We start from the raw sequence: 22,427 nt of genomic DNA, 5'->3' as shown, positions 1-22,427 counted from the left end.
TACCAAAGAGAAAAATAACTATGAGCGTCTACTACACACTCTGCTTCCTGGCAGCGTTGGCGATCTTCATCGCCTTTGCCAACCAGTATGTTGTGAAGATCCAGACCACCATCGCCATCACTGCGGGCTCCATGCTGATCTCCGCGCTGCTGGTGCTGTTTGGCAAACTGGGTTGGTTCAATCTGGAGCCTCTCGCCATCAAGACCATGGAGAGCATCGACTTCCAGAACTTCCTGTTGAAGGGGATCCTGGGCTTCCTGCTGTTCGCCGGCGGCCTTGGCATCAACCTCAAGGCGCTGCGTAGCCAGAAGTGGGAAATCACCATTCTGGCCATAGCCGCCACCCTGCTCTCCACCTTCCTCATCGGCTACGGCTTCTGGTTCATCGCCAAGCTGCTGGGTTGGGACCTGCCGCTGGTCTACTGCATGTTGTTCGGTGCCCTGATCTCCCCCACTGACCCGATTGCCGTACTGGCCATCGTCAAGAAGATGAAGGCGCCACCCCAGATCGCCATCCAGATCGAGGGGGAATCCCTGTTCAACGACGGTGTTGGCCTCGTCATCTTCGCCACCGTGTTTGCCGTGGCCTTTGGCGGCGTGGAGCCCACCTTCGGCAGCGTGGCCGGTCTGTTCCTGCATGAGGCTCTCGGCGGCATCCTGTTCGGGGCCGTGCTGGGTCTCATCGCCCACGTGATGATCAGCGCCACCGACGACGGCTCCCTGGAGCTGCTGCTGACCCTCTGCATCCCGACCGCGGGCTTCGCCTTCGCCAACATGATCGGCGTCTCCGGCGCCCTGGCCATGGTGGTGACCGGCATCATGATCGGCAACTGGACCCGTCATTCCGGCTTCTCCGAGCAGAGCCAGCACCACCTGGATCACTTCTGGGAGTTGATGGATCAGTTCCTCAACGCCCTGCTGTTCCTGCTGATCGGTCTGGCACTGGTGCTGCTGGATCTGGCCTGGCGCGACTGGATCCTGCTGGTCATCGCGGTACCGCTCTGCCTGGCCGCCCGCTTCATCAGCGTCTCCCTGCCCTATGTGGCGTTCCGCAAGTTCCGCAGCTACAACACCTTCTCGGTGCGCATCCTCACCTGGGGCGGCCTGCGTGGCGGCCTGGCCATGGCCATGGCCCTGGCACTGCCATCCGGTGTCATGATGATCCCGGAGCACAACGTCGATCTGCGCCAGGTGATCCTGGTGATGACCTACTCGGTGGTGATGTTCTCCATCGTGGTACAGGGTATGACCATTACCCCCATGATCACCGCCGCCAAGAAGGCCTGTGGCGACGCCTGAGCCCGTCCCTGACCGGCAATGAAAAGGGCTCCCTCGGGAGCCCTTTTGCCGTCCCCGTGGCAGTGAAAAACAGGGAATGACTGGGTGAACGCACAATTAGTGTTTGCTTTTTACACATTTCGAGGAGAGAATGCGCGCCGGCTAGTTAATCAGCCCTGATTATGTTCGCAATGCTTCACCTCACGATGAATCCTGCCAGTACCCGCATAACCTTCTTCTGATTTACTCGCCTTGAGAACCGTTCAGGCTGTCTGCCTGCGTTGCCCGGCTCTCACGGTGCAGACCCGATCTGCCCACTCCCAAGTAGCATCATGCATCCGCGTGGTCCTTGGCGCCTTCCTTGAAAGTGCAGACGCCCCTGAACCGGGCTGGGTATTCCTGCGCGCTCGTCCGCCATCGTGCTGACCGCGCCCATTGACCTGACATTTGCCAATACAAGGAGCAAACACTTAATTTATATAGAGAAATACCATGATGAAACACGTACAGATCCGCAAACCCCTGCGTCGCAGCAAACCCATCAACCTGCCCGTGCAAGAGCACGACGACGATGCGTTCCTGATCCAGTTCAGCACCCGCTTCAGCGGCGGCTTCGCCATCTCCTGTGATGGCATCGCCGGCGAGTTCTCCATCGAAGAGCTCAACTGATCCTGCCTGCCCAGGCAGCGCCCGATGCAGACAGGCCGCAACTCACGGCGGCCTCCTTGCCTGACGTCATAGTCTGCATGGCCCCACCACCCGAGCGATGACTAGACCCCGCAAGTCTCCTTGTCAGGCGCCTCCAGCAGCAGGCACTCCTCCTCGCCAGCTCCCAGCCTGACCCGTTTGCCCTGACTCAGCCCCAGCTTGGCGAGTAGCCGGACCGAGCGCTCATTGCCCGGGGTGACGATGGCGACCACCCGCTCGATGCCGAGCCGTTCACGGCCATCTGCCATGGCCGCCCGCGCGGCTTCGATGGCATAGCCCTGGCCGCGCCAGGCGGGCAGGAAGGCATAGCCGATGTCTTCACAGGGCAGGGTATCGCGCTTGATCAGACCGCAGATGCCGAGCCTGGCTCCGTCTTCCCGCCGCACCACCAGATAGAGTCCGTGACCGTGGCGGGCATAACTGACCGCAGGCCCCTGCTGGATGTAGTTTTCGGCATCCGCCAGGGTACGCACCCCGCGATCGCCGATGTAGCGGTGAAAATCACCATCGTTGAGCAGTTCGAGAATGAAGGGGGCATCGACTATGGTCAGTTCGCGCAGTTCCAGGCGCTCGGAGAGGATCATGACATGGGCTCGTTCGGCAGAGAGAGTGTCCAAGACTGCTCCCGCCCCGCTTCCTTGGCAAGACCCGGACGATATTTTCGCCCCCGGGAGCCGCGTCCCCGCTATACTGCCCACCCCATGGAACAGGCAGGAGAACGGCCATGACCGATACCCCCGAATTTTTTGATGAAGAGACACTGCTGGAGATGGTGGAGAATCAGCTCGCCGACGGCCATCCCCTCCAGGTGAAAGCCACCCTGATGCGCCTGGTGATGAAGGGCACCCCGCGGGAAGAGGCGCTGCAATACATCGCCTGCGCCCTGGGTGCCGAGCTCATGGCCATGGAAGCCGAACAGGGCCCCTTCAACCTCGTCCGTTACGGCGAGTTTCTCGACAGCCTGCCCGAGATGCCCTGGGCCGAATGACCCGGGCCGATTAGGCAAGCCCCGGCGCCAGCCATTATCATTACTGCCACCACCAATGACGGGAGTATGGGGATATGCGCTGGCAAGATCGCCGTGAGAGCAACAATGTGGAAGACCGACGCCAGCAAGGCGGCGGCAACGGGGGCGGCGGCCTGCCCATCGGTGGCAAGGGGCGCCTGATCCTGCTGGTGGTGGTCATGGTGGCGGGGTACTACGGCGTGGACCTCGGCCCCCTGCTGCAGGATCCGGCCCCGCAGAGCCAGCCCCAGCGTCAGAACTCGTCCCAGGCTGCAAACGATCCCCTCGCCCGCTTCACCTCGGTGATGCTCGCCTCCACGGAGGACGCCTGGGGCGAGATGTTCCAGCAAAGTGGCAACCACTATCAGGCCCCCAGACTGGTGCTCTATCGCGGTGCGACCCGCACCGGCTGCGGCCAGGGGCAGTCGGTGATGGGGCCCTTCTACTGTCCGGCCGACAGCACCGTCTACATCGATCTCTCCTTCTATCAGGACATGCGCGACAAGCTGGGGGCCGACGGCGACTTCGCCCAGGGCTATGTGATCGCCCACGAGGTGGGCCACCACGTGCAGAACCTGCTCGGTATCTCCACCAAGGTGCGCCAGCAGCAACAGGGGCTGAGCCAGGTTGCCCAGAACCGGTTGTCGGTCAAGCTCGAACTGCAGGCGGACTGCTTCGCCGGGGTCTGGGGCCACTACATGGAAAAAGAGCAGGTGCTGGAGCGTGGCGATCTGGAAGAGGCGCTCAATGCCGCCCAGGCCATCGGCGACGACAGGTTGCAGCAGCAAGGTCAGGGCCGGGTCGTTCCCGACAGCTTCACCCACGGCACCTCGGCCCAGCGCCTCGCCTGGTTCAAACGCGGTTTTGACAGCGGCAAGCCCGCCAGTTGCGACACCTTCGCCGCCCGCTAGACGCCCAAAAGAAGGGCCGGAACCTGACAGGATCCGGCCCTTTTGCCATGCATGGGAACCTCAGTACAGGGAGTTGACGATCACCTCCTCCTCCCATGCGCCAGCCAGCGGCAGGGGCAAGTAGGTGGAGTTGGCCGAACGGCCGGTGACGAAGTAGATGTGATCGCCGCGCGGGAAGTGCATGGCGATGAGCGCCTTGCCCACCTCTTTCGGCACGCTGAACGCGTCCCAGCCGTTGCTCATCTTCTCCCAGAAGGCCGGATTCTTCAGGCAGCTCTCACCATTGGGGGAGAACGCCTTCTTGCCGCGATAGCACCCCGGGCTGGAGAAGAACAGGGTGTCATCGATGTCGAAACCCACCGCCATCGGCGGCAGCCCATCCAGGCTCCTGGCAATCTGCATCACCGACACCCAGTGAAGGGGGGCCTGCTGGGCCAGACTCACCGCAATGACACCGGCGGGGCTGGTCGGGATTTCAACTGCCACGGCGGGCAGGGTCAGGCTGGCGGCAACCAGGGCAAAGCGGGGCGATAAGGACATTAGTCCCGATATAAGGTGTTCATGACGAACTCCCCAGGCCCAAGACCCATCCGCCAGCAGGCTCTTTCGGCACTTCTTGTCCCCCGCTCTCGCCCCGGTGGGCTATAACTGCTGTACGCCTTCTAATGGCATTCAAATCAATTGCACCATTTACCGGAGATGCCATGGACGTGCACACCGCAGCTGCCCATTCGAATACTGTCACTCCCGCTTCATCCCAGGCCAGACTGGAGGCCGTCGACCAGCTGATGGCCCGGCTCGAGATCGCGCCAGACGGATTGATTCTGGATGCCAACCCCCGCTTTCTCGCCATCATGGGATACCAGCTGGCCGAGCTCAAGGGTCAGCACTACAGCATGCTGTTCCCCGCGGAGGCAGCAGAATCCGCCGACGAGGCCGCCCGTTGGCAGGCGCTGCGAACGGGGCAGGCACAGGAGGGAGAGTTTCGCCGCCGGGATCGGCAGGGGCGGGACATATGGCTGCGAGGCAGTTGCAGCCCCCTGCTGGACGAACAGGGCGCGCTGGTTCAGGTCATCGAATACACCATGGACCTGACCGAACAGAAGCAGCTGAACGCCAACTTCGAGGGGCAGCTCAACGCCCTGAGCCGGGTCATGGGCAAGGTGGAGTTTTCACTGGATGGCATCATCCTCGATGCCAATGCCCGCTTCCTGGAGACAGTGGGCTATCAGCTGGAAGAGCTGAAGGGCCAGCACCACCGGCTGCTGGTCGATCCCGACTACGCCCAGTCGGCCGACTATCGCACCTTCTGGGAAACCCTGCGCCGCGGTGAATTCCTGGCGGGAGAGTTCTGCCGAATCGGCAAACAGGGTGAAGAGATCTGGATCCAGGGCTCCTACAACCCGGTGCTGGATCTCACCGGCAAGCCCAGCAAGATCGTCAAGTTTGCCACCGACATCACAGCCCAAGTAGAACAGCATCACCAGCTCAAGCGCGCCATGGAGGAGGCGGAAGAGGCCGCCAGGGTGCGCGAGGAGCTGCACAAGTCGCTGCAGGAGATGTCGACCCCGGTCACCCCCATCTGGGACGGGATCCTGCTGCTGCCGCTGGTGGGGATCATCGATTCCATGCGTACCGCCGACGTGATGAACAAATCGCTCACCAAGATTGCCGAGACCCGGGCCCGGGTCTTCGTACTGGACATCGCCGGAGTCGCCACCGTGGATACCGGCGTCGCCAACCAGCTGATCAAGATCACCAAGGCGACCCAGTTCATGGGGTGCGAGGCCATCATCTCCGGCGTCTCGCCGGCCATCGCCCGCACCATGGTGGAGCTGGGGGTCTCTGTCGGCGACATCCGCACCACGGCGACCCTGCGGGATGCCTTCGAGATCGCCCTCAAGCGGGTCGGATCCACCCTCTAGGCCTCCAGGAGAGATGCATGCTGCTCAACAATGATCTGGGCATCGCCGACGTGGCCGACTGCATCGTGGTCAGCATGCGCCCCGACCTCGGTGACGAGGGCATGCAGCAACTGATGCAGGCCCTCTCCCAGCGGCTGATGCTGGGCCGCCAGCACGCGGTACTGCTCGACTTCTCCGGGGTCATGCTGCTCGATCACCACGAATTCAGGCAGGTACGCAAACTGGCCGAGGTGTGCCGCCTGCTCGGTGCCGTCTGCCTGCTGGTTGGGCTCAATGCAGGGATCGCCGCCTTCCTGGCGCTGGCCGATGCCGAGCCCGGGCCGCTGCGCTGCTTTCTCGACATGGACGATGCCTTCGCCCATGTTCGCAGGACGCTCAAGGATGAGGAGTAGCGCATCATGCAGTTGGAACAGTGCCTTCAAGAAGCCAGCTACCCGCTGCGCCACGACATCGACCTGCACCTGACGGTGATGGCGGTACGCCGCCTCCCCTTCATCGCCAACCTGTCCGAGGTGGACCGTGCCATGCTCTCCACCGTGGTCTCCGAGCTTGGCAGCAACATCCTGAAATACGCCGAGCGGGGGGAGATCACCCTCACCCTCCACCATCCCAGCGGGCGTCCCTGCATCGACATCGTCGCCCGCGATCAGGGACCCGGCATTGGGGACGTGCATCAGGCCATGCAGGATCACTACAGCACCTCGGGCACCCTGGGACTAGGCCTGCCCGGCGTGCGCCGCATGATGTCTGAACTCACTATCAGTACCCCGCCGGAAGGGGGAACTCTGGTGCAGGCCCGCAAGTGGCTGGGCGCGGCGCCCCTGGTATCCAGACCAATCCCTCCTCTCGCCTGCACAGGCCAGCTGCACGCCGGCCTGCAGCTGACATGGGCCAGCGAGAACCGCCCCTGCTATCCGGAACGGGTCTCCGGTGATCTGGCCTTCATCCGACCGGGGCCGGAGGGGGTATCGCTGATCCTGATCGACGTGAGCGGCCACGGTGCCTCGGCCAACAAGCTGGTACAGGTGCTGGAGGCTGCGCTGCAGCAAACCCACGAGCAGGAACCGGCCCGCCTGTTGCAACTGCTGCACCAGCACTGCATCGGTACCCGGGGCGCCGCCGCCGGCGTGGCCCTGGTCAACGGCGAACGGGGTGAGCTGAGCTATGCCGGCATCGGCAATACCCGCATCTGCCTGCGCGGCCACGAACCCTGGCGCGGCATCTCCCGCGATGGGGTGCTGGGAGAGCGCTTCCCCACCCCCTTGCTGCAGCGCCAGCCACTCGTCGCGGGGGACGTGGTGATGCTCTATTCGGACGGTATCAGCGAATCCCTCAACCTGCGCGACGGAGCACTGGATCTGGCTGCCGAGCCCGCCCAGCTGGCACGCCAGGTGATCGCCCACAGTGGCCGCAGCACCGACGATGCCAGCTGCATCGTGCTGCGTGTGCTGGCAGGAAAGGAGGACTAGATGCGGCAACTGATCGGGGAAACCCTGCTGTCAGGCCCGGCGGCGGCACTCACCGCCCGGCGCAAGGTGATCCAGGTACTCACCTGCCTCGACGGAACTCCCACCTTCGTGGCACCGCTGGCGGGCGCCACCTCCGAGCTGGTACGCCAGCTGGTGGCGAACACGGAGCCGCTGCAACTGCAGTTGTGGCTGGAGCCTAGCACACAGGAGTTGTGGCTCTCGCTCTCGGCTGACGCCCCCATCCCCCCCGAGCCGGACGGCCGCCAATCATGTGGCATCCGATTGGTCGCGCACGCGGACAACGCCATCGCCCTGGTCTACCGCCTGCCCCGCGGGCCCGATGAACTGCTGCTGCAACAGATGCAGCAGCAGTTCGCAGAACCGACCCGGGACGAGCTGTTTGCGGTGATGCAGGCCAAGAACCAGGAGCTGGAAGTGGCCTATGAGCTGGCGGAGGGCGCAACCCGGGCCAAGAGCGATTTTCTCGCCAACATGAGCCACGAGATCCGCACCCCCATGAACGCCATCCTCGGCATGTCCCATCTCGCCCTGCAGACCCGGCTCGATCCGCAGCAGTTCGACTATGTCAGCAAGATCCAGCGTTCGGCCCAGCATCTGCTCGGCATCATCAACGACATCCTCGACTTCTCCAAGATCGAGGCCGGCAAGCTGGATCTGGAGCGGATCGAATTCGATCTCGACCATGTACTGGAGAATCTGGCCACCCTGGTGGGCGAAAAGGCGGAAGCCAAGGGCATAGAGTTGCTGTTCGAGGTCGATCACCAGCTCGACACCCTGCTCTATGGCGATCCCCTTCGCCTCGGCCAGATCCTGATCAACTACGCCAACAACGCGGTCAAGTTCACCGAGCAGGGGGAGATCCTGGTCAAGGTCAGCTGCCTGGAGAAACAACCCCAGGAGGTGTTGCTGCACTGCTCGGTACAGGACACCGGGATCGGCATGAGCCAGGAGCAGCAGCAGCGGCTGTTCCAGTCATTCCAGCAGGCGGACAGCTCCACCACCCGCAAGTACGGCGGCACCGGCCTCGGCCTCGCCATTTCCCGCAAACTGGCCGAGCTGATGGGCGGCGAGGTGGGGGTACAGAGCGAACCAGGCCAGGGCAGCACCTTCTGGTTTACCGCCCGACTCGGTAGGGGCAGGCGCAGATCCCGCTATCTGCCGAGCCTGGATCTGCGCGGGCGCCGCATGCTGGTGGCCGACGACAGTGCCAGCGCCCGCACCATCATGGCCGCCCTGCTGCGCAGCATGAGCTTTGTGGTGGACACCGCCGAGTCGGGCCAGCAGGCACTACAGATGATCGCCGGCGCCGAGCAGGAGGGACAGCCTTACGAAGTGGTATTGCTGGACTGGCACATGCCGGGGCTGGATGGCATCGAGACCGGTCGCCGCCTCATCGCCCGCAGCATGGGCCCGCGTCCCTATCGGGTCATGGTGACCGGCTACGGACGGGAAGAGGTCTTTCGCCAGGCCGATGCCGCCGGCTTTGATCGGGTGCTGGTCAAGCCCGTATGCGCCTCCGTGCTGTTCGATACCGTCATCGGCCTGTTTGGCCAGCAAACCAGTTCACTCACCTTCAAACCACCGCAGGTGGCCCATCGCTACCGCTTCGACGGACTCAGGATCCTGCTGGCGGAAGACAACGAGCTCAATCAGCAAGTCGCGCTGGAGCTGCTGCGGGCGGTCGGTGCCGATGTCAGCATCGCCGGCAATGGTGCCATCGCGCTGGAGATGGTGGCCCAGACCCACTACGACCTGATCCTGATGGACATGCAGATGCCGGTGATGGATGGCCTGGCCGCCACCCGGCTGTTGCGCGAGCGGGAAGACATCGGGCAACACACCCCGATCCTGGCGATGACGGCCAACGTCATGGCCGGTGACCGCGAACGCTGCCTCGCTGCCGGGATGGACGATCACATTGCCAAGCCCATCGACCCCGACAGGCTGTATGCGGCCCTGCAGCGCTGGGCAACCTCCTTCAGCCGCGAGGTCAACAGCACGCTCACGGCCTCACACGCATCACCCGCCACCGCCTTGCTGCCACAGTTGCAGGCGATCGGGCTCAACGCCGAGCCAGCCCTGCAACGATTGATGCACAACTGGGAGTGGTATCGGGATCTGCTGCAACGTTTCGCCCGCCAGGGGAGTCAGCCGATGGAAACCCTGCTGGCCGCCCTGCAGGCGAATGACCGGGAAGAAGCGCATCGACAGGCCCATACCCTCAAGGGCATAGCCGCAACGCTGGGGGCCGGGTCGCTGCAGGATGTCTCGGCCCGGCTGGAGAGCGCCCTCGCCCGGGGAGACGATGCCACCAGCCTGCTGCCGCTGGCCGAGCTGGGGCTGCAACAGCAGCAGCAACTGGCCGCCAGCCTGCTGACACTGCTGCCGGCCCCTGCCACCCCCGGCTTGCCGGAGGCTACCCCCGCCGAGCTGGCCCCCCTGCTGCACCAGCTGACCGGGCTGCTGCTGGAAGACGATGCGGAAGCCTTCATCCTGTTCCAGCGCAATCAGGCCAGGCTCGCTCCCCTGCTGGGCGAGGCAGCACCGGCCATGCACGATGCCATGACCCGTTTTCGCTTCGCCGATGCCCTGGCATATCTGCAACAAGTCCGGGCCCTCAGACCCGATCTGTTCAACCAAGAGTGAGGCGCCATCATGCTCAACTTGCTGGATCCCGATACCAAACCCACCCTGCTGGTGGTCGATGACACACCGGAGAACCTCTCCCTGCTCAGCGCCCTGCTCAGCCCCCACTACCGGGTCAAGGTCGCCATCAGCGGCCAGCGGGCGCTGGAGATCCTCTCGGCCGGCACCCGGGTGGATCTGATCCTGCTCGACGTGGTGATGCCCCAGATGGACGGCTATCAGGTGATGCAGGCGCTGCAGGAGATGCCGCAGGTGCGGGAGATCCCGGTGATCTTCCTGACCGCCAAGGTGGAGGAGAGTGCGGAGGCGCACGGCCTGGCGCTGGGGGCCGTCGACTACATCCACAAGCCGATCACCCCCGCCATCGTGCTGGCCCGGGTCAGAAACCACCTGGAGCTGAAAGCGGCGCGGGATCTGCTGCACGACCAGAACGCCTTTCTGGAGCAGGAGGTGGAGCGGCGCACCCGGGAGAACGAACTGATCCAGAACATCACCATCCACTCCCTCGCCTCTCTTGCCGAAACCCGCGACAACGAGACCGGCAACCATATCCTGCGCACCCAGCACTATGTGCGGCTGCTGGCGGAGACCCTCTGCGAGCATGCCCGCTTTCGTGCAGAGCTGACCCCCAAGACCATCGATCTGCTGTTCAAATCGGCCCCGCTGCACGACATCGGCAAGGTCGGCGTGCCAGACCGGATCCTGCTCAAGCCTGGCAAGCTGGATGCGGACGAGTTTGCCCAGATGAAGCACCACTCCATTCTCGGCAAGGAGGCCATCGTCCATGCCGAGGAGGCGCTGGGGGTAGAGGTGGAATTTCTGCGACTGGCCAAGGAGATCGCCTGCTACCACCACGAAAAGTGGGACGGCACCGGCTATCCCTATGGCCTGCACGGTGACGAGATCCCGCTCTCGGCCCGCTTGATGGCGCTGGCCGATGTGTACGACGCCCTCATCAGCAAGCGCTGCTACAAGGCTGCCATGTCCCACCAGGAGGTGGTGCCGATCATACTGGCGGGACGAGGCAATCACTTCGACCCCGACATCACGGACGCCTTTGCCCGCATCCACCAGCAGTTCCACGAGATCGCCCTGCGTTACAACGACGACAAGGGCGAGCGGGAGTCCAATCGCGACTAGGCGGTGGCGGGCAGCAGATCGGTGAAGACGAAGCCGTCCCGCAGCACCGTCTCCCCCACCCGGATGGGCAAGGGATGCAGGAACATGGGGCCGTCCCAGGCCAGGGTGTGAAATTCCCCGTTCTCGCCGCAGGGATCCACCCCGGCGGGCAGGGCAGCCAGCAAGGCCGGACCGAATTCATGACCACCTAACCCGGCGTCCAGCTTGCCCGGATCCAGGGTGCAGACCCTGGCCTTGAGCCCGGCGTCGATCATCGCCTGCGCCAGCTCGGTCGTGTCGCTGCCCCAGAGCGGGAAGAGCGGCGTGATGCCGGTCCCCGCCAGTTGCCGCTCCCGATAGGCGCGCACATCCTCAAGAAAGAGATCCCCGAACGCCATGTGGTGAATGCCCTTGGCCTGCACATCGGCGATGAAGCCCGTCATGATGCGCCCATACTCCTCATTGCTGCAGGGCCAGGGCAGGTCGATGGTGGTCAGCGGCAAGCCCACGCACTCAGCCTGTGCCAGCAGCAACTGCTTGCGCACCCCGTGCATGGCCACCCGCTCGAACGCCTGGTTGAGGGTGGTGAACAGCCCCACCACCTCGATGGCCGGATCCTGGCGCAGGCGATGCAAGGCCCAGGCGCTGTCTTTTCCGCTGCTCCAGGAGAGCAGTACCTTTTTCTTCGTCATGATCTCTCCAGCTACTTGCCGCACCGTGCTGCAAGACAGTGTTGCGAATTGTGCGATTTACATTGCGGGACACAAAAGCATACCCTCGTGGGTGAGCGTATCCCCGCAGCACACCGGGGAGAATAACTAAAAAAACGATGGGAAACATAAGGATATGAGTAAAGTCAGCACATCGCACGACCACGGTCGCCCCCTCAATCGACAGGATTACAAAACCCTGAGCCTGGCGGCGCTGGGCGGCGCCCTCGAATTCTACGACTTCATCATCTTCGTCTTCTTCGCCGTGGTCATCGGCGAGCTCTTCTTCCCGGCCGACATTCCCGAGTGGCTGCGCCAGTTCCAGACCTTCGGCATCTTCGCCGCCGGCTACCTGGCTCGTCCCCTGGGGGGCATCATCATGGCCCACTTTGGCGATCTCATCGGCCGCAAGCGGATGTTCACCCTCAGCATCATCCTGATGGCCTTGCCGACCTTGCTGATCGGCCTGCTGCCCACCTACGCCGTGCTCGGCATCGCCGCCCCCCTGCTGTTGCTGCTGCTGCGGATCCTGCAAGGGGCCGCCATCGGCGGGGAGGTCCCCGGTGCCTGGGTCTTCGTGGCCGAACACGTGCCCGCCCGCCGGGTCGGTGTCGCCTGCGGCACCCTCACCGCGGGGCTGACCGCCGGCATCCTGCTCGGCTCCCTGGTGGCGACCGCCATCAACCGTGGCATGAGCCCGGGGGATGTGAGCGACTGGGGCTGGCGTCTGGCCTTCGTGCTCGGCGGCGTGTTCGGCATCGTCGCCATGTACCTGCGCCGCTGGCTGCACGAGACCCCGGTCTTCGCCGAGATGCAGGCCAACAAGTCCCTGGCCGAGGAGCTGCCCCTCAAGACGGTGCTGCGTGAACACAAGGGCAGCGTCGTCGTTTCCATGCTGCTGACCTGGCTGCTCTCCGCCGGCATAGTAGTGGTGATCCTGATGACCCCGACCTATCTGCAGAAGGTGCACGGCATCAGCCCGGCCGATGCCCTGACCGCCAACTCCCTGGCCATCGTCGCCCTCACCCTGGGCTGCATCGTCTATGGTCGCCTGATCGATGCCATCGGCAGCGGTCCTACCTTCATCCTGGGCTCCCTGCTGCTGGCCGGCGCCACTTATACCTTCTACCACAGCCTGGCGGCCGGCACGGATCAGCTGGTGCCCCTCTACATGCTGGCGGGCTTTGCGGTGGGGATCGTCGGCGCCGTGCCCTACGTCATGGTCAATGCCTTCCCGCCGGTGGTGCGCTTCTCCGGGCTGTCGTTCTCCTACAACGTGGCCTACGCCATCTTCGGCGGCCTCACCCCCATGCTGGTCACCCTCTGGATGAAGGAGGACGTGCTGGCCCCCTCCCACTATGTGGTCAGCCTGGCCGCCCTCGGTTTCGTGCTCGGCATCTGGCTCTGGCTGCGCCAGCGCGGCCAACGCCAGGCCACCCCGCAGGCCGCCTGATCCTTCCCAAGCAAGCCCCGCACTGTCGGGGCTTGTTCTTTGCGGATATCATCGACCGGGTGGCGGTCCGCTGCGGACCTGCCAGCTCACCCCAATCCGTCCACCTGCCCGAGGTCCACTATGTTCTTCCAGGTCATCTTTCTCGCCTTGCTGGCCCTGCTGCCCATGGTCAACCCGCCCACCACGGCCACCCTGCTGCTGGGGCTGAGCAAGGGCATGTCCCGCGAGCACATTCGCCGCCAGATCAACATGGCCGCCCTCTATCTGTTCGCCACCCTGTGCGTCAGCTTCTTCATCGGATCCTCCATCCTGGATCTGTTCGGGATCTCCATTCCCGGCCTGCGCCTGGCCGGTGGCCTCATCATCGCCTTCATCGGCTTTCGCATGCTGTTCCCCTCGCCAAACCAGTCTGCCGGGGTCGAGGCCAACCAGAATATCGCCTTCGTGCCCCTGACCATGCCCAGCATGTGCGGACCCGGCACCATGGCGCTGGTGATCAGCGGCGCGGCCCAGATCGCCGAGCTGCCGGCCGAGGCCGATCGCGTCGTCATCTATGCCGCCATGGTCACCGCCTTCGCCCTGATGAGCCTGATCAGCTGGGGTGTGCTCAAGCTGGCAGATCCCGTGTGCAAGATCCTGGGTGCCACCGGCATCGACGCCATGACACGCATCATGGGTTTCCTGCTGGTGTGCATGGGTATGCAGTTCTGCATCAACGGTGTCAAGGAGGTGGCGCAGGATCCCGTCTTCCATGGTCAGGTGATGGAACAACCCGCTGCCGCCTTGCCGTCCCATGCCGGATCCACCGCCCTCGATCATCTCGCCGTGCCGCGCCAGCCCTGATTGAAAACGGTGTCATTTTTCGTGCAAATCCCTCCTGATCTTGCGCCTGATCATATTGCCTTCATCTTGATGGGGTAGTCTGGTTTTTGTACAGGCAGGGTTCAGGAGGTTGCCGCTAGCGTGGCATGTGCTGACCCCATCACTTGAGGAGATATGCAAATGGAAAAGATGCTGACCGAGATTGGAAGCTACAGCCTGTTTCATGAGTATCTGAACGTGGTCGGTGCCGCCAGCCCCGCGCTGACCCGGATCAAGACAGGATGGGAGTTCAAGCGAAAGGATCGCCTGCTCGCCCAGATAAGGGTGGATGACCACGGCCACGCCCGCTTCTTCATCGACGCCCGCGCCATTTCGGTCAACTGACCCGAGCCCTTTCCCAGCCCCGGCGCCTGCCGGGGCTTTTTATTGGCTCTCCTTCAGCCTCTCCCCCCTCTAGTGCCATCGGCATCACCCCGGTCCCACCCAACCCTCTCCGTGCAGGAATTTTCACAGCTAATAATTAGAAATTAATGGAATAATTAATTATGCGACATTGATCTCATCATCGAAATCAAAAATCGATGATCATGTTCATCATCGAGAGGGATGTTTTACGCCGGGAGTGGCGATGACCTTAAGCAGAGGAAACGATGACCATTGACCTATCAAGCATGATTACCGAGACCCGCAACCCGGCCAGCGTCGAAATCGACCAGCTGTCGACCCTGGAGATGCTGCGCGTCATCAATCAGGAGGATCAGCAGGTGGCGCTGGCGGTGGGCCAACTGCTGCCCGAAATCGCCCGGGCGGTCGATGCCATCGCGGCAGCCTTTGGCAAGGGTGGGCGCCTGGTCTATATCGGCGCCGGCACCTCGGGCCGGCTCGGCATCCTGGATGCCAGTGAATGCCCGCCCACCTATGGCGTCTCTGCCGAGCAGGTGATAGGCCTGATTGCTGGCGGCCACAAGGCCATCTTGCAGGCGGTCGAGAACGCCGAGGATGACGCAGAGCTGGGTGCCCGGGATCTGAAGAACATCCAGTTCTGCGCCAACGATGTGCTGGTGGGCATCGCCGCCAGCGGCAGAACCCCCTACGTACTGGGCGCCATGGCCCACGCCAGCGCGGTGGGTGCCACGGTCTGCAGCATCAGCTGCAACCCCGGCAGCCCGCTGGCCCGGGCCGCCGACATCAGCATGGTGGCGGTGGTCGGCCCCGAGATCGTCACCGGCTCCTCCCGCATGAAGGCGGGCACGGCGCAGAAGCTCATCCTCAACATGCTCTCTACCGGCGCCATGATCCGCACCGGCAAGGTCTACGGCAACCTGATGGTGGACGTGGAAGCCACCAACGCCAAGCTGGTAGAGCGGCAAAAACGCATCGTGATGGAGGCCACCGACTGCGAGCGCGCCGTGGCGGAGCGGGCGCTGGCGCAGGCGGACAACCACTGCAAGACCGCCATCGTGATGATCCTGGCTGGACTCACGGCCGACGAAGCCCGCACCCGTCTGCAGAGCAGCAACGGCTTCATCAGCCAATGCACCCACTGATCGGCCAACCGCACATTGGCCAGGCCAGGGATGACCATCACATAACGAGAACGGGGTGCCAGGCACCCTGCTGACACCACAGACTGACTGGGTTCTTTATGGCAAAAATAACTGACACCATGATCGGCCAGATCATCCAGGCCATCGGCGGCCGGGACAACATCACCCACTGCGGCCACTGCATGACCCGATTGAGACTGAGCCTGGCGGACAGCCTGCATGCGGATCGCGATACCATCAAGGGCATCGCCGGCGTCATGGGGGTGATTGAGAGCGACAACCAGTTCCAGATCGTGCTGGGGCCGGGCAAGGCTCAGACCGCCTGCGAGCTGATGAACGGCATGCTGAGCGCAGGACTGGGGGCGCTGGAGGCTCCGGCTGCGGCCCCCACCGAGCTTGGCGACATCGCCTCGGCCAACAAGCAGGCACTCAAGCAGAAACAGAGCAGTGCGGCCCACCGCTTTCTGGCCAAGTTTGCCACCATTTTTACACCACTGATCCCCGGCTTTATCGCCGCGGGGCTGCTGCTCGGCTTTGCCACCCTGATCGAACAGACCCTGCTGCAGGACGGCGCAGCTACCGGCGGCATGCTGGTGGAGCTGGTCGGTTACATGAAACTGTTCAGCAAGGGATTGTTCAGCTTCCTCAGCATTCTCATCGGCTACAACGCCCAGAAAGCGTTCGGCGGCTCCGGGGTCAACGGTGCCATTCTGGCCTCCCTGTTTGTGATGGGCTATGACCCCCAAGCCACCAGCGGCATCTACTCAGGCATCACCGATTTCTTCGGCCACCACATTGATCCCCGTGGCAACATCATCGGGGTGCTGATCGCCTGCATCATCGGCGCCTCGGTGGAACGCCAGGTGCGTCGCTTCATGCCGGACAGCCTCGACATGATACTCACCTCCTGCATCACCCTGCTGATCATGGGGGCCGTCACCTTCGTCCTGATCATGCCCCTGGGGGTGCAGCTCTACAACGGCATGTCCTGGCTCTTCATCCACCTCAACGGCAACCCGTTCGGTACCGCCATCCTGGCCGGTCTGTTCCTCATCTCGGTGATGTTCGGCATTCACCAGGGGTTCGTGCCCGTTTACTTCGCACTGATGGATGCCCAGGGCTTCAACTCCCTGTTCCCCATCCTCGCGCTGGCAGGGGCCGGCCAGGTCGGCGCCGCCCTGGCGCTTTACAGTCGCGCAGCCAAGGACTCCCTGCTGCGCACCCAGGTCAAGGGCACCATCATCCCCGGCCTGCTCGGGGTCGGTGAGCCGCTCATCTACGGCGTCACCTTGCCGCGGGTCAAACCCTTCATCACCGCCTGCTGCGGCGGATCGCTGGGGGGGTTCGTGGTCGGTCTCATCTCCTGGATGGGCCTGCCGGTCGGCCTCAACACCGTGTTCGGCCCCTCCGGCATCGTCGCGCTGCCGCTGATGACCTCGGCCCAGGGGATCTTCCCCGGCATGATGGTCTATGGCCTCGGTCTGGCGGTTGCCTACTTCGGCGGTTACCTCTTCACCCTGCTCTTCGGCTGCAAGAACGTCGATCTGAGCTAACCCTCTCCCCTCTATCCAGCTGGCTATCTGGCCCCGAGCAATCGGGGTCACGGCTTCACTCACCCCGGCTCTGGCACAAGAGCCCACACAGGAAAGACAACAATGAAACAGTCCATGCTTGCCCTGGCCATTCCTGCCCTGTTTGCCGCCGGTACGGCGCAGGCCGCCGTCATCTACCAGGCCGATGACGGCTCCAACGTCGATCTCTACGGTCGCATCGGCTTCAACGTCTCGGACAAGAAAAACGGCAACAGCCAGGGGGACTTCGACGGTCGCATCGGCTTTACCGCCCGCCAGACCGTCAACGAGCAGGTGGCCGTGATCGGCATGGCCCAGTATCAGGTCAATGCCGCCGAATACGCCAACAACGTGCAGAAGAACAGCAGCGACCTCACCGCCCGTTACGTCTGGGCCGGGCTCGATGGCGGCCTGTGGGGCAAGGTGACCGGTGGCCGGGTCTCCTCCGGACTCATCATGTTCACCGACATCGGCGACGTGTTTGCCGCCTCCGACGTCGCCATGGCGCGCCAGGCCAGCAAAGTGGACTCCACCGCGGTACAGGTGTTCCGTCAGGACGGCACCCTGCAATACCAGAACACCCTCGGTAATCTGGACTTGTCGCTGGCCTACATCCTCGGCAACGGCACCTCGGATCTCGACTACGGCTACAACGGCGCCCTGCGCTACACCTTCGATCTCGGTGCGGCGGGCAAGCTGGCACCAGTCATCGCCTACCAGCAGAGCAAGGCGGCCCAGACCGGTGCCAGCAAGGTGGATCCCGACGCCGACCAGTACCGCTTCAGCGGCATCGGCGCCCGCTACACCCTGGGTTCGCTGATGCTGGGCGCCCTCTACGCGAAGGATCAGGTGAGCTATCGCAACGGCCGGGCAGAAAGTGAAGACAAGGTATGGGAACTGACCGCCGTCTACGACATCAGCCAGAAGTGGGCAACCCGCGCCGGCTACCGCCACCTCGACAACGACGGGGGGGACGGCATGAGCCTGCGCGACACCACCCTGGAGCTGCAGTACAAGCTCACTCCGCGCTCTTCCCTCTACAGCGCCTACGTGTTCCGTGATGGCGAGGATGGTCTGGCTGACAACACCATCACCAGCTTTGGCGGCAGCAGCAACAGCGAGAGCTTCTATCACCTCGGCCTGCGCTACGAGTTCTGATCCCCTGCCGGCCAGTCGGCCGGCTTTTTGCTTTCTGCTGGAGCACCCCATGATCCGCTTCCCACTGCTCACCACCCTGCTGCTGTTGCTGGCCTTGCCGACCCAGGCCGCCCGGCTGGAGCTGGCAGACACCCTCGTCCTGCTGGCCTCATCCCGGGGCAAGACCTCTCCCTTCGAGCGCGCCCTCACGCTGCCCGCCGGTGAAACCCGGCTGCTGGTACGCTTCGACAGCCCGCTCGATCCCGGCTCCACCAACGAGAGCCAGGGGCGCGTCCGCTCCGCCCCGCAGCTGCTGACCCTGACCCTGCCCGCCAGCGGCACCCTGAAACTGACCACTCCGCCGCTGGCCGACTCCCGGGCCATTCGCCACTTTGCCACCCACCCCAACCTGCGGCTTGAGACCCCCGAGGGTAGCCACCCCCTGTCGGCAACCACCCTCCCCCGCAGCCAGGACAGTCTGCTGACCGACTATCAGGCGCTGCTGGCCCGTTACGACGGGTCAGCCAGCGCAGCCACCGCCCTGCCAGCCGTCACGCCCGTGCTGCCCGCAGCCACCCCGGGCGCCGTGCCCGTCGACCCCGAACTGCAACGGCGCTACCTCGCCGCCGACGAGGCCCAGCGCAAGGCCTTCCTGCGCTGGGCCCTTGCCCTCTGAGCCGGCACTGGCCCATAAAAAAACCACCCGCAGGCGGGTGGTTTTTCTCTCTCGGCAGGTCTCGGCGTCTGTTGCAGCCGGGCCGCTTCACTCCTTGTTGAGTCGGTCGATAGCGCCACGGGTGCCGTCGATCAGCGCCCAGGCCTCGTCACGGCGCTGCACCAGGCCGAGGAACAGGATGTCGGTGATGGTGTTCTGGGCGGTACGCGACGAGATGGAGGAGATGCGCAGCTCGTTCTCGTCGGCCACTGTGTCCAGCACCATGTCGGCCATCTGCCGCAGAGGGGTGTTGCGAAACGAGGTGACCGCGATCAGGGTGGCGCCGTTGCGCTTGGCCAGCTCGGCAGCCGCCAGCACATCCCGGCTGGCGCCGGAATAGGAAACCACCAGCTGGACATCCCCCGGCCCCAGAGTCTGGGCGATGGAGATCTGTACGTGGCTGTCCTGGGCGAACAGGGTGGTGACCCCGATCTTGAGCAGCTTGTACCAGAGATCCTTGGCGGTCAGCGCCGAGCCGCCGATCCCCACCAGCTGGACCCGGCCAGCCTGGTTGATGGCATCCAGCACCTGCGCCAGGGTGGCATTGTCGAGCGCCTGGGTGGTCTCCACGATGGAGTTGATCTTCTCCTGGGCCAGCTTCTTGGCCATGGTCTCCAGATCGTCGTCCCGGCCGATGCCGTTGTAGAGATCCCCCACGTTGTCGGTCTTGATGGCGTGCTTGCGCCCCAGATCCTCGCTCACCGCCAGCTTGAAGGCGGTGAAGCCCTTGAACCCGATCTTCTGGGTGAACTTCACTATGCTCGACTGGCTGACGTCAGCCTGCTGGGCCAACTCCTGGGAGGAGAAGTGGGTCACCTGCTCCGGGCAAGCCAGGATGTAATCGGCGATCTTGAGCTCGCTGGGGGAGAGCTGACTGCGGATATTGGAAATTTTCGACAGGGTAAGCATGGGTTCTCTCTGCTGCTTGTTCTGCGGCGCCCTTACTGGGTGCCGCCCACGGTGAGCTGATCCAGCTTGAGGGTGGGCTGGCCGACGCCGACCGGCACGCTCTGCCCCTCCTTGCCGCAGACCCCGACCCCGCGATCCAGCGCGAGATCACGGCCCACCATGGAAACCTGGCTCATCGCCTCGGGGCCGTTGCCGATCAGAGTCGCCCCCTTGATGGGCGCGGTGATCCTGCCATCCTCGATGAGGTAGGCCTCGGAGGCGGAGAAGACGAACTTGCCGGAGGTGATGTCCACCTGGCCGCCACCGAAGTTGGGGGCGTAAATGCCCTTCTTCACCGAGGCGATGATCTCCGCCGGATCATACTGACCCGCCAGCATGTAGGTGTTGGTCATGCGCGGCATCGGCAGGGCGGCGTAGGATTCACGGCGGCCATTGCCGGTGAGCGGCACGCCCATCAGACGGGCGTTCTGCTTGTCCTGCAGGTAACCCTTGAGAATGCCGTTCTCGATCAGCACGTTGTAGCCCCCCGGCGTCCCCTCGTCGTCGATGGAGACGGAGCCGCGCCGACCCGGCAGGGTGCCGTCATCGACGATGGTGCAGTGTTTGGAAGCCACCTGCTCGCCGATGCGCCCGGCAAAGGCGGAGGAGCCCTTGCGGTTGAAGTCCCCTTCCAGACCGTGACCCACCGCCTCGTGCAGCAGCACACCGGGCCAGCCGGCACCGAGCACCACCGGCATGGTGCCGGCCGGGGCGTCGATGGCCTCCAGGTTGACCAGGGCCTGGCGCACCGCTTCGCGCACATAGCCAAACGCCCGGCTCTCGAGCCCGTCCAGCTCGAGGAAATGGTCGTAACCGAAGCGGCCACCGCCCCCCGCGCTGCCGCGCTCACGGCGATCCCCCTTCTCGGCGATGACGGTCACAGACAGCCGCACCAGGGGGCGCACGTCAGCGGCCAGGGTGCCATCGGTGGCGGCCACCAGGATCTCTTCATAGACCCCGCTGATGGAGGCCATCACCTGATTGATGGCGGGATCCAGACTTCTGGCGAACTTGTCCATCTGCTCCAGCAGGGCAATTTTCTGCTGCTTGTCGAGGGTCTGCAGGGGATCCAGCGCCGGGTAGAGCAGGTTTGCTTCGGTGCGAGCCCATGCTTTTACCTTGCCCTGCGCACCGGCGGCGGCGATGCCGCGAGCGGCAGTCACCGACTGTTGCAGCGCCAGCAGGCTCAGCTCGTCCGAGTAGGCGAAACCGGTCTTCTCGCCGCTGACGGCGCGCACCCCCACCCCCTGATCGATGTTGTAGCTGCCATCCTTGACGATGCCGTCCTCCAGCATCCAGGACTCGTGCCAGCTGCGCTGGAAATAGAGGTCGCCGAACTCCACCTGATGGCTCATCAGGCTGCCGAGCAGCTGTTGCAGCCGCCCTTCGTCGAGATCGTTCGGGGCCAACAGGGAGGCACTAACCTGGCTCAATAGACTCAAATCTTTCTCTCCACTCTCATGCGAGATGTCGTAACGGTTAAATCCACGGCCGCGGGCTCACAGCAGGCGGGCGTGTTGCAGCACCGGCATGGTGCGTTTCAATTCATCGACCAGGGCCCCATCCAGCGGCGCCAGCACAGTGCCCTGCCCCGACGCCCGACAGGCCAGCACCCGGCCCCAGGGGTCGATCACCATGCTGTGGCCCCAGGTCTGACGCCCTGTCTCGTGGGTGCCCCCCTGGTTGGCGGCCACCACGTAGCACTGGTTCTCGATGGCACGGGCCCGCAGCAGGGGCTCCCAGTGCGCCTCGCCGGTGACGGCGGTAAAGGCGGCAGGCACCAGCAGCACCCGGGCACCGGCCCGGGCCAACTGGCGGTACAGCTCGGGAAAGCGCAGATCATAACAGATAGAAAGGCCGAGGGGACCAAAGGGGGAGTCCACCAACACAGGCTGATCACCCGGGCTGAAGGTCTCCGACTCCCGGTAGCGGCCGTGATTGTCCGCCACGTCCACGTCGAACAGGTGGATCTTGTGGTAGTGCCCCTTGAGCTCGCCGTCGGGATCGAACACCAGGGTACTGGTGTGGATGTGGTCGGCACCGGCGATGGCGGTGGGCATGGCCCCGGCCACCAGCCAGATGCCGTGGGATTTGGCCCAATCAGAGAGTTGCTGCTGGATTGGGCCATTTCCCAACGGCTCTGCCCCGTCCAGATACCCCTGCCGCTCGCCAAAGAGGGCGAAGTTTTCCGGCAGCAGCACCAGCAAGGGGCGCTCCCCGGGCAGACTCGCCAGCTCGGCGGCGATCCGCTCCCGGTTATCCTGCCAGGTACGACCCGAAATCAACTGCATGGCGGCTAGCCACATGACGCGCTCCTTCTGTTGGGCGAGCCGGTGGCAGAAGGCCTCCTCGGCTCGCAGGGCAATATCCGCACTCATCTGTTGGGCGAGCCGATGACCGGTGACAGAAGGCCTTCTCGGCTCGCGGGGCAATATCCGCACT

Annotated in this window: 22 protein-coding genes; 16 read left to right on the top strand and 6 right to left on the bottom strand. The window is 64.0% G+C overall.

Features of this window, described 5'->3' with window-relative positions; translation table 11 throughout:
* The first annotated feature begins 20 nt into the window (after positions 1–20).
* Positions 21–1,298, top strand: coding sequence for a cation:proton antiporter (locus C2U30_RS16460; protein WP_042880492.1), 1,278 nt, complete (start codon positions 21–23; stop codon positions 1,296–1,298).
* Positions 1,299–1,769: 471 nt separating this feature from the next.
* Positions 1,770–1,946, top strand: a complete 177-nt coding sequence (locus C2U30_RS16455; RefSeq protein ID WP_010672653.1) for a hypothetical protein — start codon at positions 1,770–1,772, stop codon at positions 1,944–1,946.
* Between the two features lie 101 nt (positions 1,947–2,047).
* Here C2U30_RS16455 and C2U30_RS16450 read toward each other — a convergent pair whose 3' ends face one another.
* Positions 2,048–2,569, bottom strand: coding sequence for a GNAT family N-acetyltransferase (locus C2U30_RS16450; RefSeq protein ID WP_010672652.1), 522 nt, complete (start codon positions 2,567–2,569; stop codon positions 2,048–2,050).
* Positions 2,570–2,709: 140 nt separating this feature from the next.
* On the opposite strand from C2U30_RS16450, the gene C2U30_RS16445 reads away from it, so the two are divergent.
* Both C2U30_RS16445 and ypfJ read left to right on the top strand, forming a co-directional pair.
* Positions 2,710–2,973: a hypothetical protein gene (locus tag C2U30_RS16445; protein WP_039040440.1), complete on the top strand. Its 264-nt coding sequence runs from the start codon at positions 2,710–2,712 to the stop codon at positions 2,971–2,973.
* 74 nt (positions 2,974–3,047) lie between these two features.
* Positions 3,048–3,902, top strand: a complete 855-nt coding sequence (ypfJ, locus tag C2U30_RS16440; protein WP_042015333.1) for a KPN_02809 family neutral zinc metallopeptidase — start codon at positions 3,048–3,050, stop codon at positions 3,900–3,902.
* 60 nt (positions 3,903–3,962) lie between these two features.
* On the opposite strand, the gene C2U30_RS16435 is transcribed toward ypfJ, so the two are convergent.
* Entirely contained in the window at positions 3,963–4,442 is a 480-nt protein-coding gene (locus tag C2U30_RS16435) for an HAD family acid phosphatase (RefSeq protein WP_199767286.1), read from the bottom strand.
* Positions 4,443–4,606: 164 nt separating this feature from the next.
* On the opposite strand from C2U30_RS16435, the gene C2U30_RS16430 reads away from it, so the two are divergent.
* Genes C2U30_RS16430 through C2U30_RS16410 form a run of 5 tightly spaced genes read left to right on the top strand, consistent with a single transcriptional unit; the run spans position 4,607 to position 11,103 of the window.
* Positions 4,607–5,827 carry a PAS domain-containing protein gene (locus tag C2U30_RS16430; RefSeq protein WP_103244124.1) on the top strand — a complete coding sequence of 407 codons (1,221 nt, stop codon included), beginning with the start codon at positions 4,607–4,609 and terminating at the stop codon, positions 5,825–5,827.
* 17 nt (positions 5,828–5,844) lie between these two features.
* On the top strand, positions 5,845–6,219 hold the full coding sequence (locus C2U30_RS16425) for an anti-anti-sigma regulatory factor (RefSeq protein WP_043154645.1): 375 nt from the start codon (positions 5,845–5,847) through the stop codon (positions 6,217–6,219).
* Between the two features lie 6 nt (positions 6,220–6,225).
* On the top strand, positions 6,226–7,296 hold the full coding sequence (locus tag C2U30_RS16420; protein WP_103244123.1) for an ATP-binding SpoIIE family protein phosphatase: 1,071 nt from the start codon (positions 6,226–6,228) through the stop codon (positions 7,294–7,296).
* Complete coding sequence (locus C2U30_RS16415; protein WP_103244122.1) at positions 7,297–9,963, top strand: response regulator; 2,667 nt, start codon at positions 7,297–7,299, stop codon at positions 9,961–9,963.
* 9 nt (positions 9,964–9,972) lie between these two features.
* Positions 9,973–11,103, top strand: coding sequence for an HD-GYP domain-containing protein (locus C2U30_RS16410; RefSeq protein ID WP_043154351.1), 1,131 nt, complete (start codon positions 9,973–9,975; stop codon positions 11,101–11,103).
* On the opposite strand, the gene C2U30_RS16405 is transcribed toward C2U30_RS16410, so the two are convergent.
* Positions 11,100–11,774, bottom strand: a complete 675-nt coding sequence (locus C2U30_RS16405) for an ATP-binding protein (RefSeq protein ID WP_103244121.1) — start codon at positions 11,772–11,774, stop codon at positions 11,100–11,102. The two genes, C2U30_RS16410 and C2U30_RS16405, sit on opposite strands and share 4 nt — an antisense overlap.
* Before the next feature lie 154 nt (positions 11,775–11,928).
* Between C2U30_RS16405 and C2U30_RS16400 the strand changes: the two genes are divergently transcribed.
* From C2U30_RS16400 to C2U30_RS16370, 7 genes are all read left to right on the top strand, one after another.
* Entirely contained in the window at positions 11,929–13,245 is a 1,317-nt protein-coding gene (locus tag C2U30_RS16400) for an MFS transporter (protein ID WP_039040437.1), read from the top strand.
* Positions 13,246–13,365: 120 nt separating this feature from the next.
* Positions 13,366–14,088 carry a MarC family NAAT transporter gene (locus C2U30_RS16395; RefSeq protein ID WP_043154359.1) on the top strand — a complete coding sequence of 241 codons (723 nt, stop codon included), beginning with the start codon at positions 13,366–13,368 and terminating at the stop codon, positions 14,086–14,088.
* A 159-nt stretch (positions 14,089–14,247) separates the two neighbouring features.
* Positions 14,248–14,451 carry a hypothetical protein gene (locus C2U30_RS16390; RefSeq protein WP_041212219.1) on the top strand — a complete coding sequence of 68 codons (204 nt, stop codon included), beginning with the start codon at positions 14,248–14,250 and terminating at the stop codon, positions 14,449–14,451.
* Positions 14,452–14,717: 266 nt separating this feature from the next.
* The gene (gene murQ / locus C2U30_RS16385; protein WP_103244120.1) at positions 14,718–15,614 is read left to right on the top strand and encodes an N-acetylmuramic acid 6-phosphate etherase; all 897 of its coding nucleotides are present in this window, start codon (positions 14,718–14,720) and stop codon (positions 15,612–15,614) included.
* A 98-nt stretch (positions 15,615–15,712) separates the two neighbouring features.
* A complete protein-coding gene (murP, locus tag C2U30_RS16380; protein WP_103244119.1) occupies positions 15,713–17,167 on the top strand; it encodes a PTS N-acetylmuramic acid transporter subunit IIBC in 1,455 nt (484 codons plus the stop codon).
* Positions 17,168–17,269: 102 nt separating this feature from the next.
* Entirely contained in the window at positions 17,270–18,343 is a 1,074-nt protein-coding gene (locus C2U30_RS16375) for a porin (protein ID WP_103244118.1), read from the top strand.
* A 49-nt stretch (positions 18,344–18,392) separates the two neighbouring features.
* A complete protein-coding gene (locus tag C2U30_RS16370; RefSeq protein WP_103244117.1) occupies positions 18,393–18,998 on the top strand; it encodes a DUF2057 domain-containing protein in 606 nt (201 codons plus the stop codon).
* An 87-nt stretch (positions 18,999–19,085) separates the two neighbouring features.
* Here the strand turns inward: C2U30_RS16370 and C2U30_RS16365 are convergent, their stop codons facing one another.
* From C2U30_RS16365 to C2U30_RS16355, 3 genes are read right to left on the bottom strand one after another with little or no spacing between them, the layout of a single operon-like run.
* A complete protein-coding gene (locus tag C2U30_RS16365; RefSeq protein ID WP_103244116.1) occupies positions 19,086–19,946 on the bottom strand; it encodes an SIS domain-containing protein in 861 nt (286 codons plus the stop codon).
* Between the two features lie 32 nt (positions 19,947–19,978).
* On the bottom strand, positions 19,979–21,427 hold the full coding sequence (tldD, locus tag C2U30_RS16360) for a metalloprotease TldD (protein ID WP_041212218.1): 1,449 nt from the start codon (positions 21,425–21,427) through the stop codon (positions 19,979–19,981).
* Between the two features lie 57 nt (positions 21,428–21,484).
* Entirely contained in the window at positions 21,485–22,291 is an 807-nt protein-coding gene (locus C2U30_RS16355) for a carbon-nitrogen hydrolase family protein (protein ID WP_043154366.1), read from the bottom strand.
* Positions 22,292–22,427 lie beyond the last annotated feature (136 nt).

It is taken from the genome of Aeromonas sp. ASNIH5 (assembly GCF_002902865.1).
Lineage (GTDB): Bacteria > Pseudomonadota > Gammaproteobacteria > Enterobacterales > Aeromonadaceae > Aeromonas > Aeromonas caviae.
Note: the sequence above shows the minus strand (reverse complement) of the source record. Positions and strands in the feature narration are given on the sequence as shown.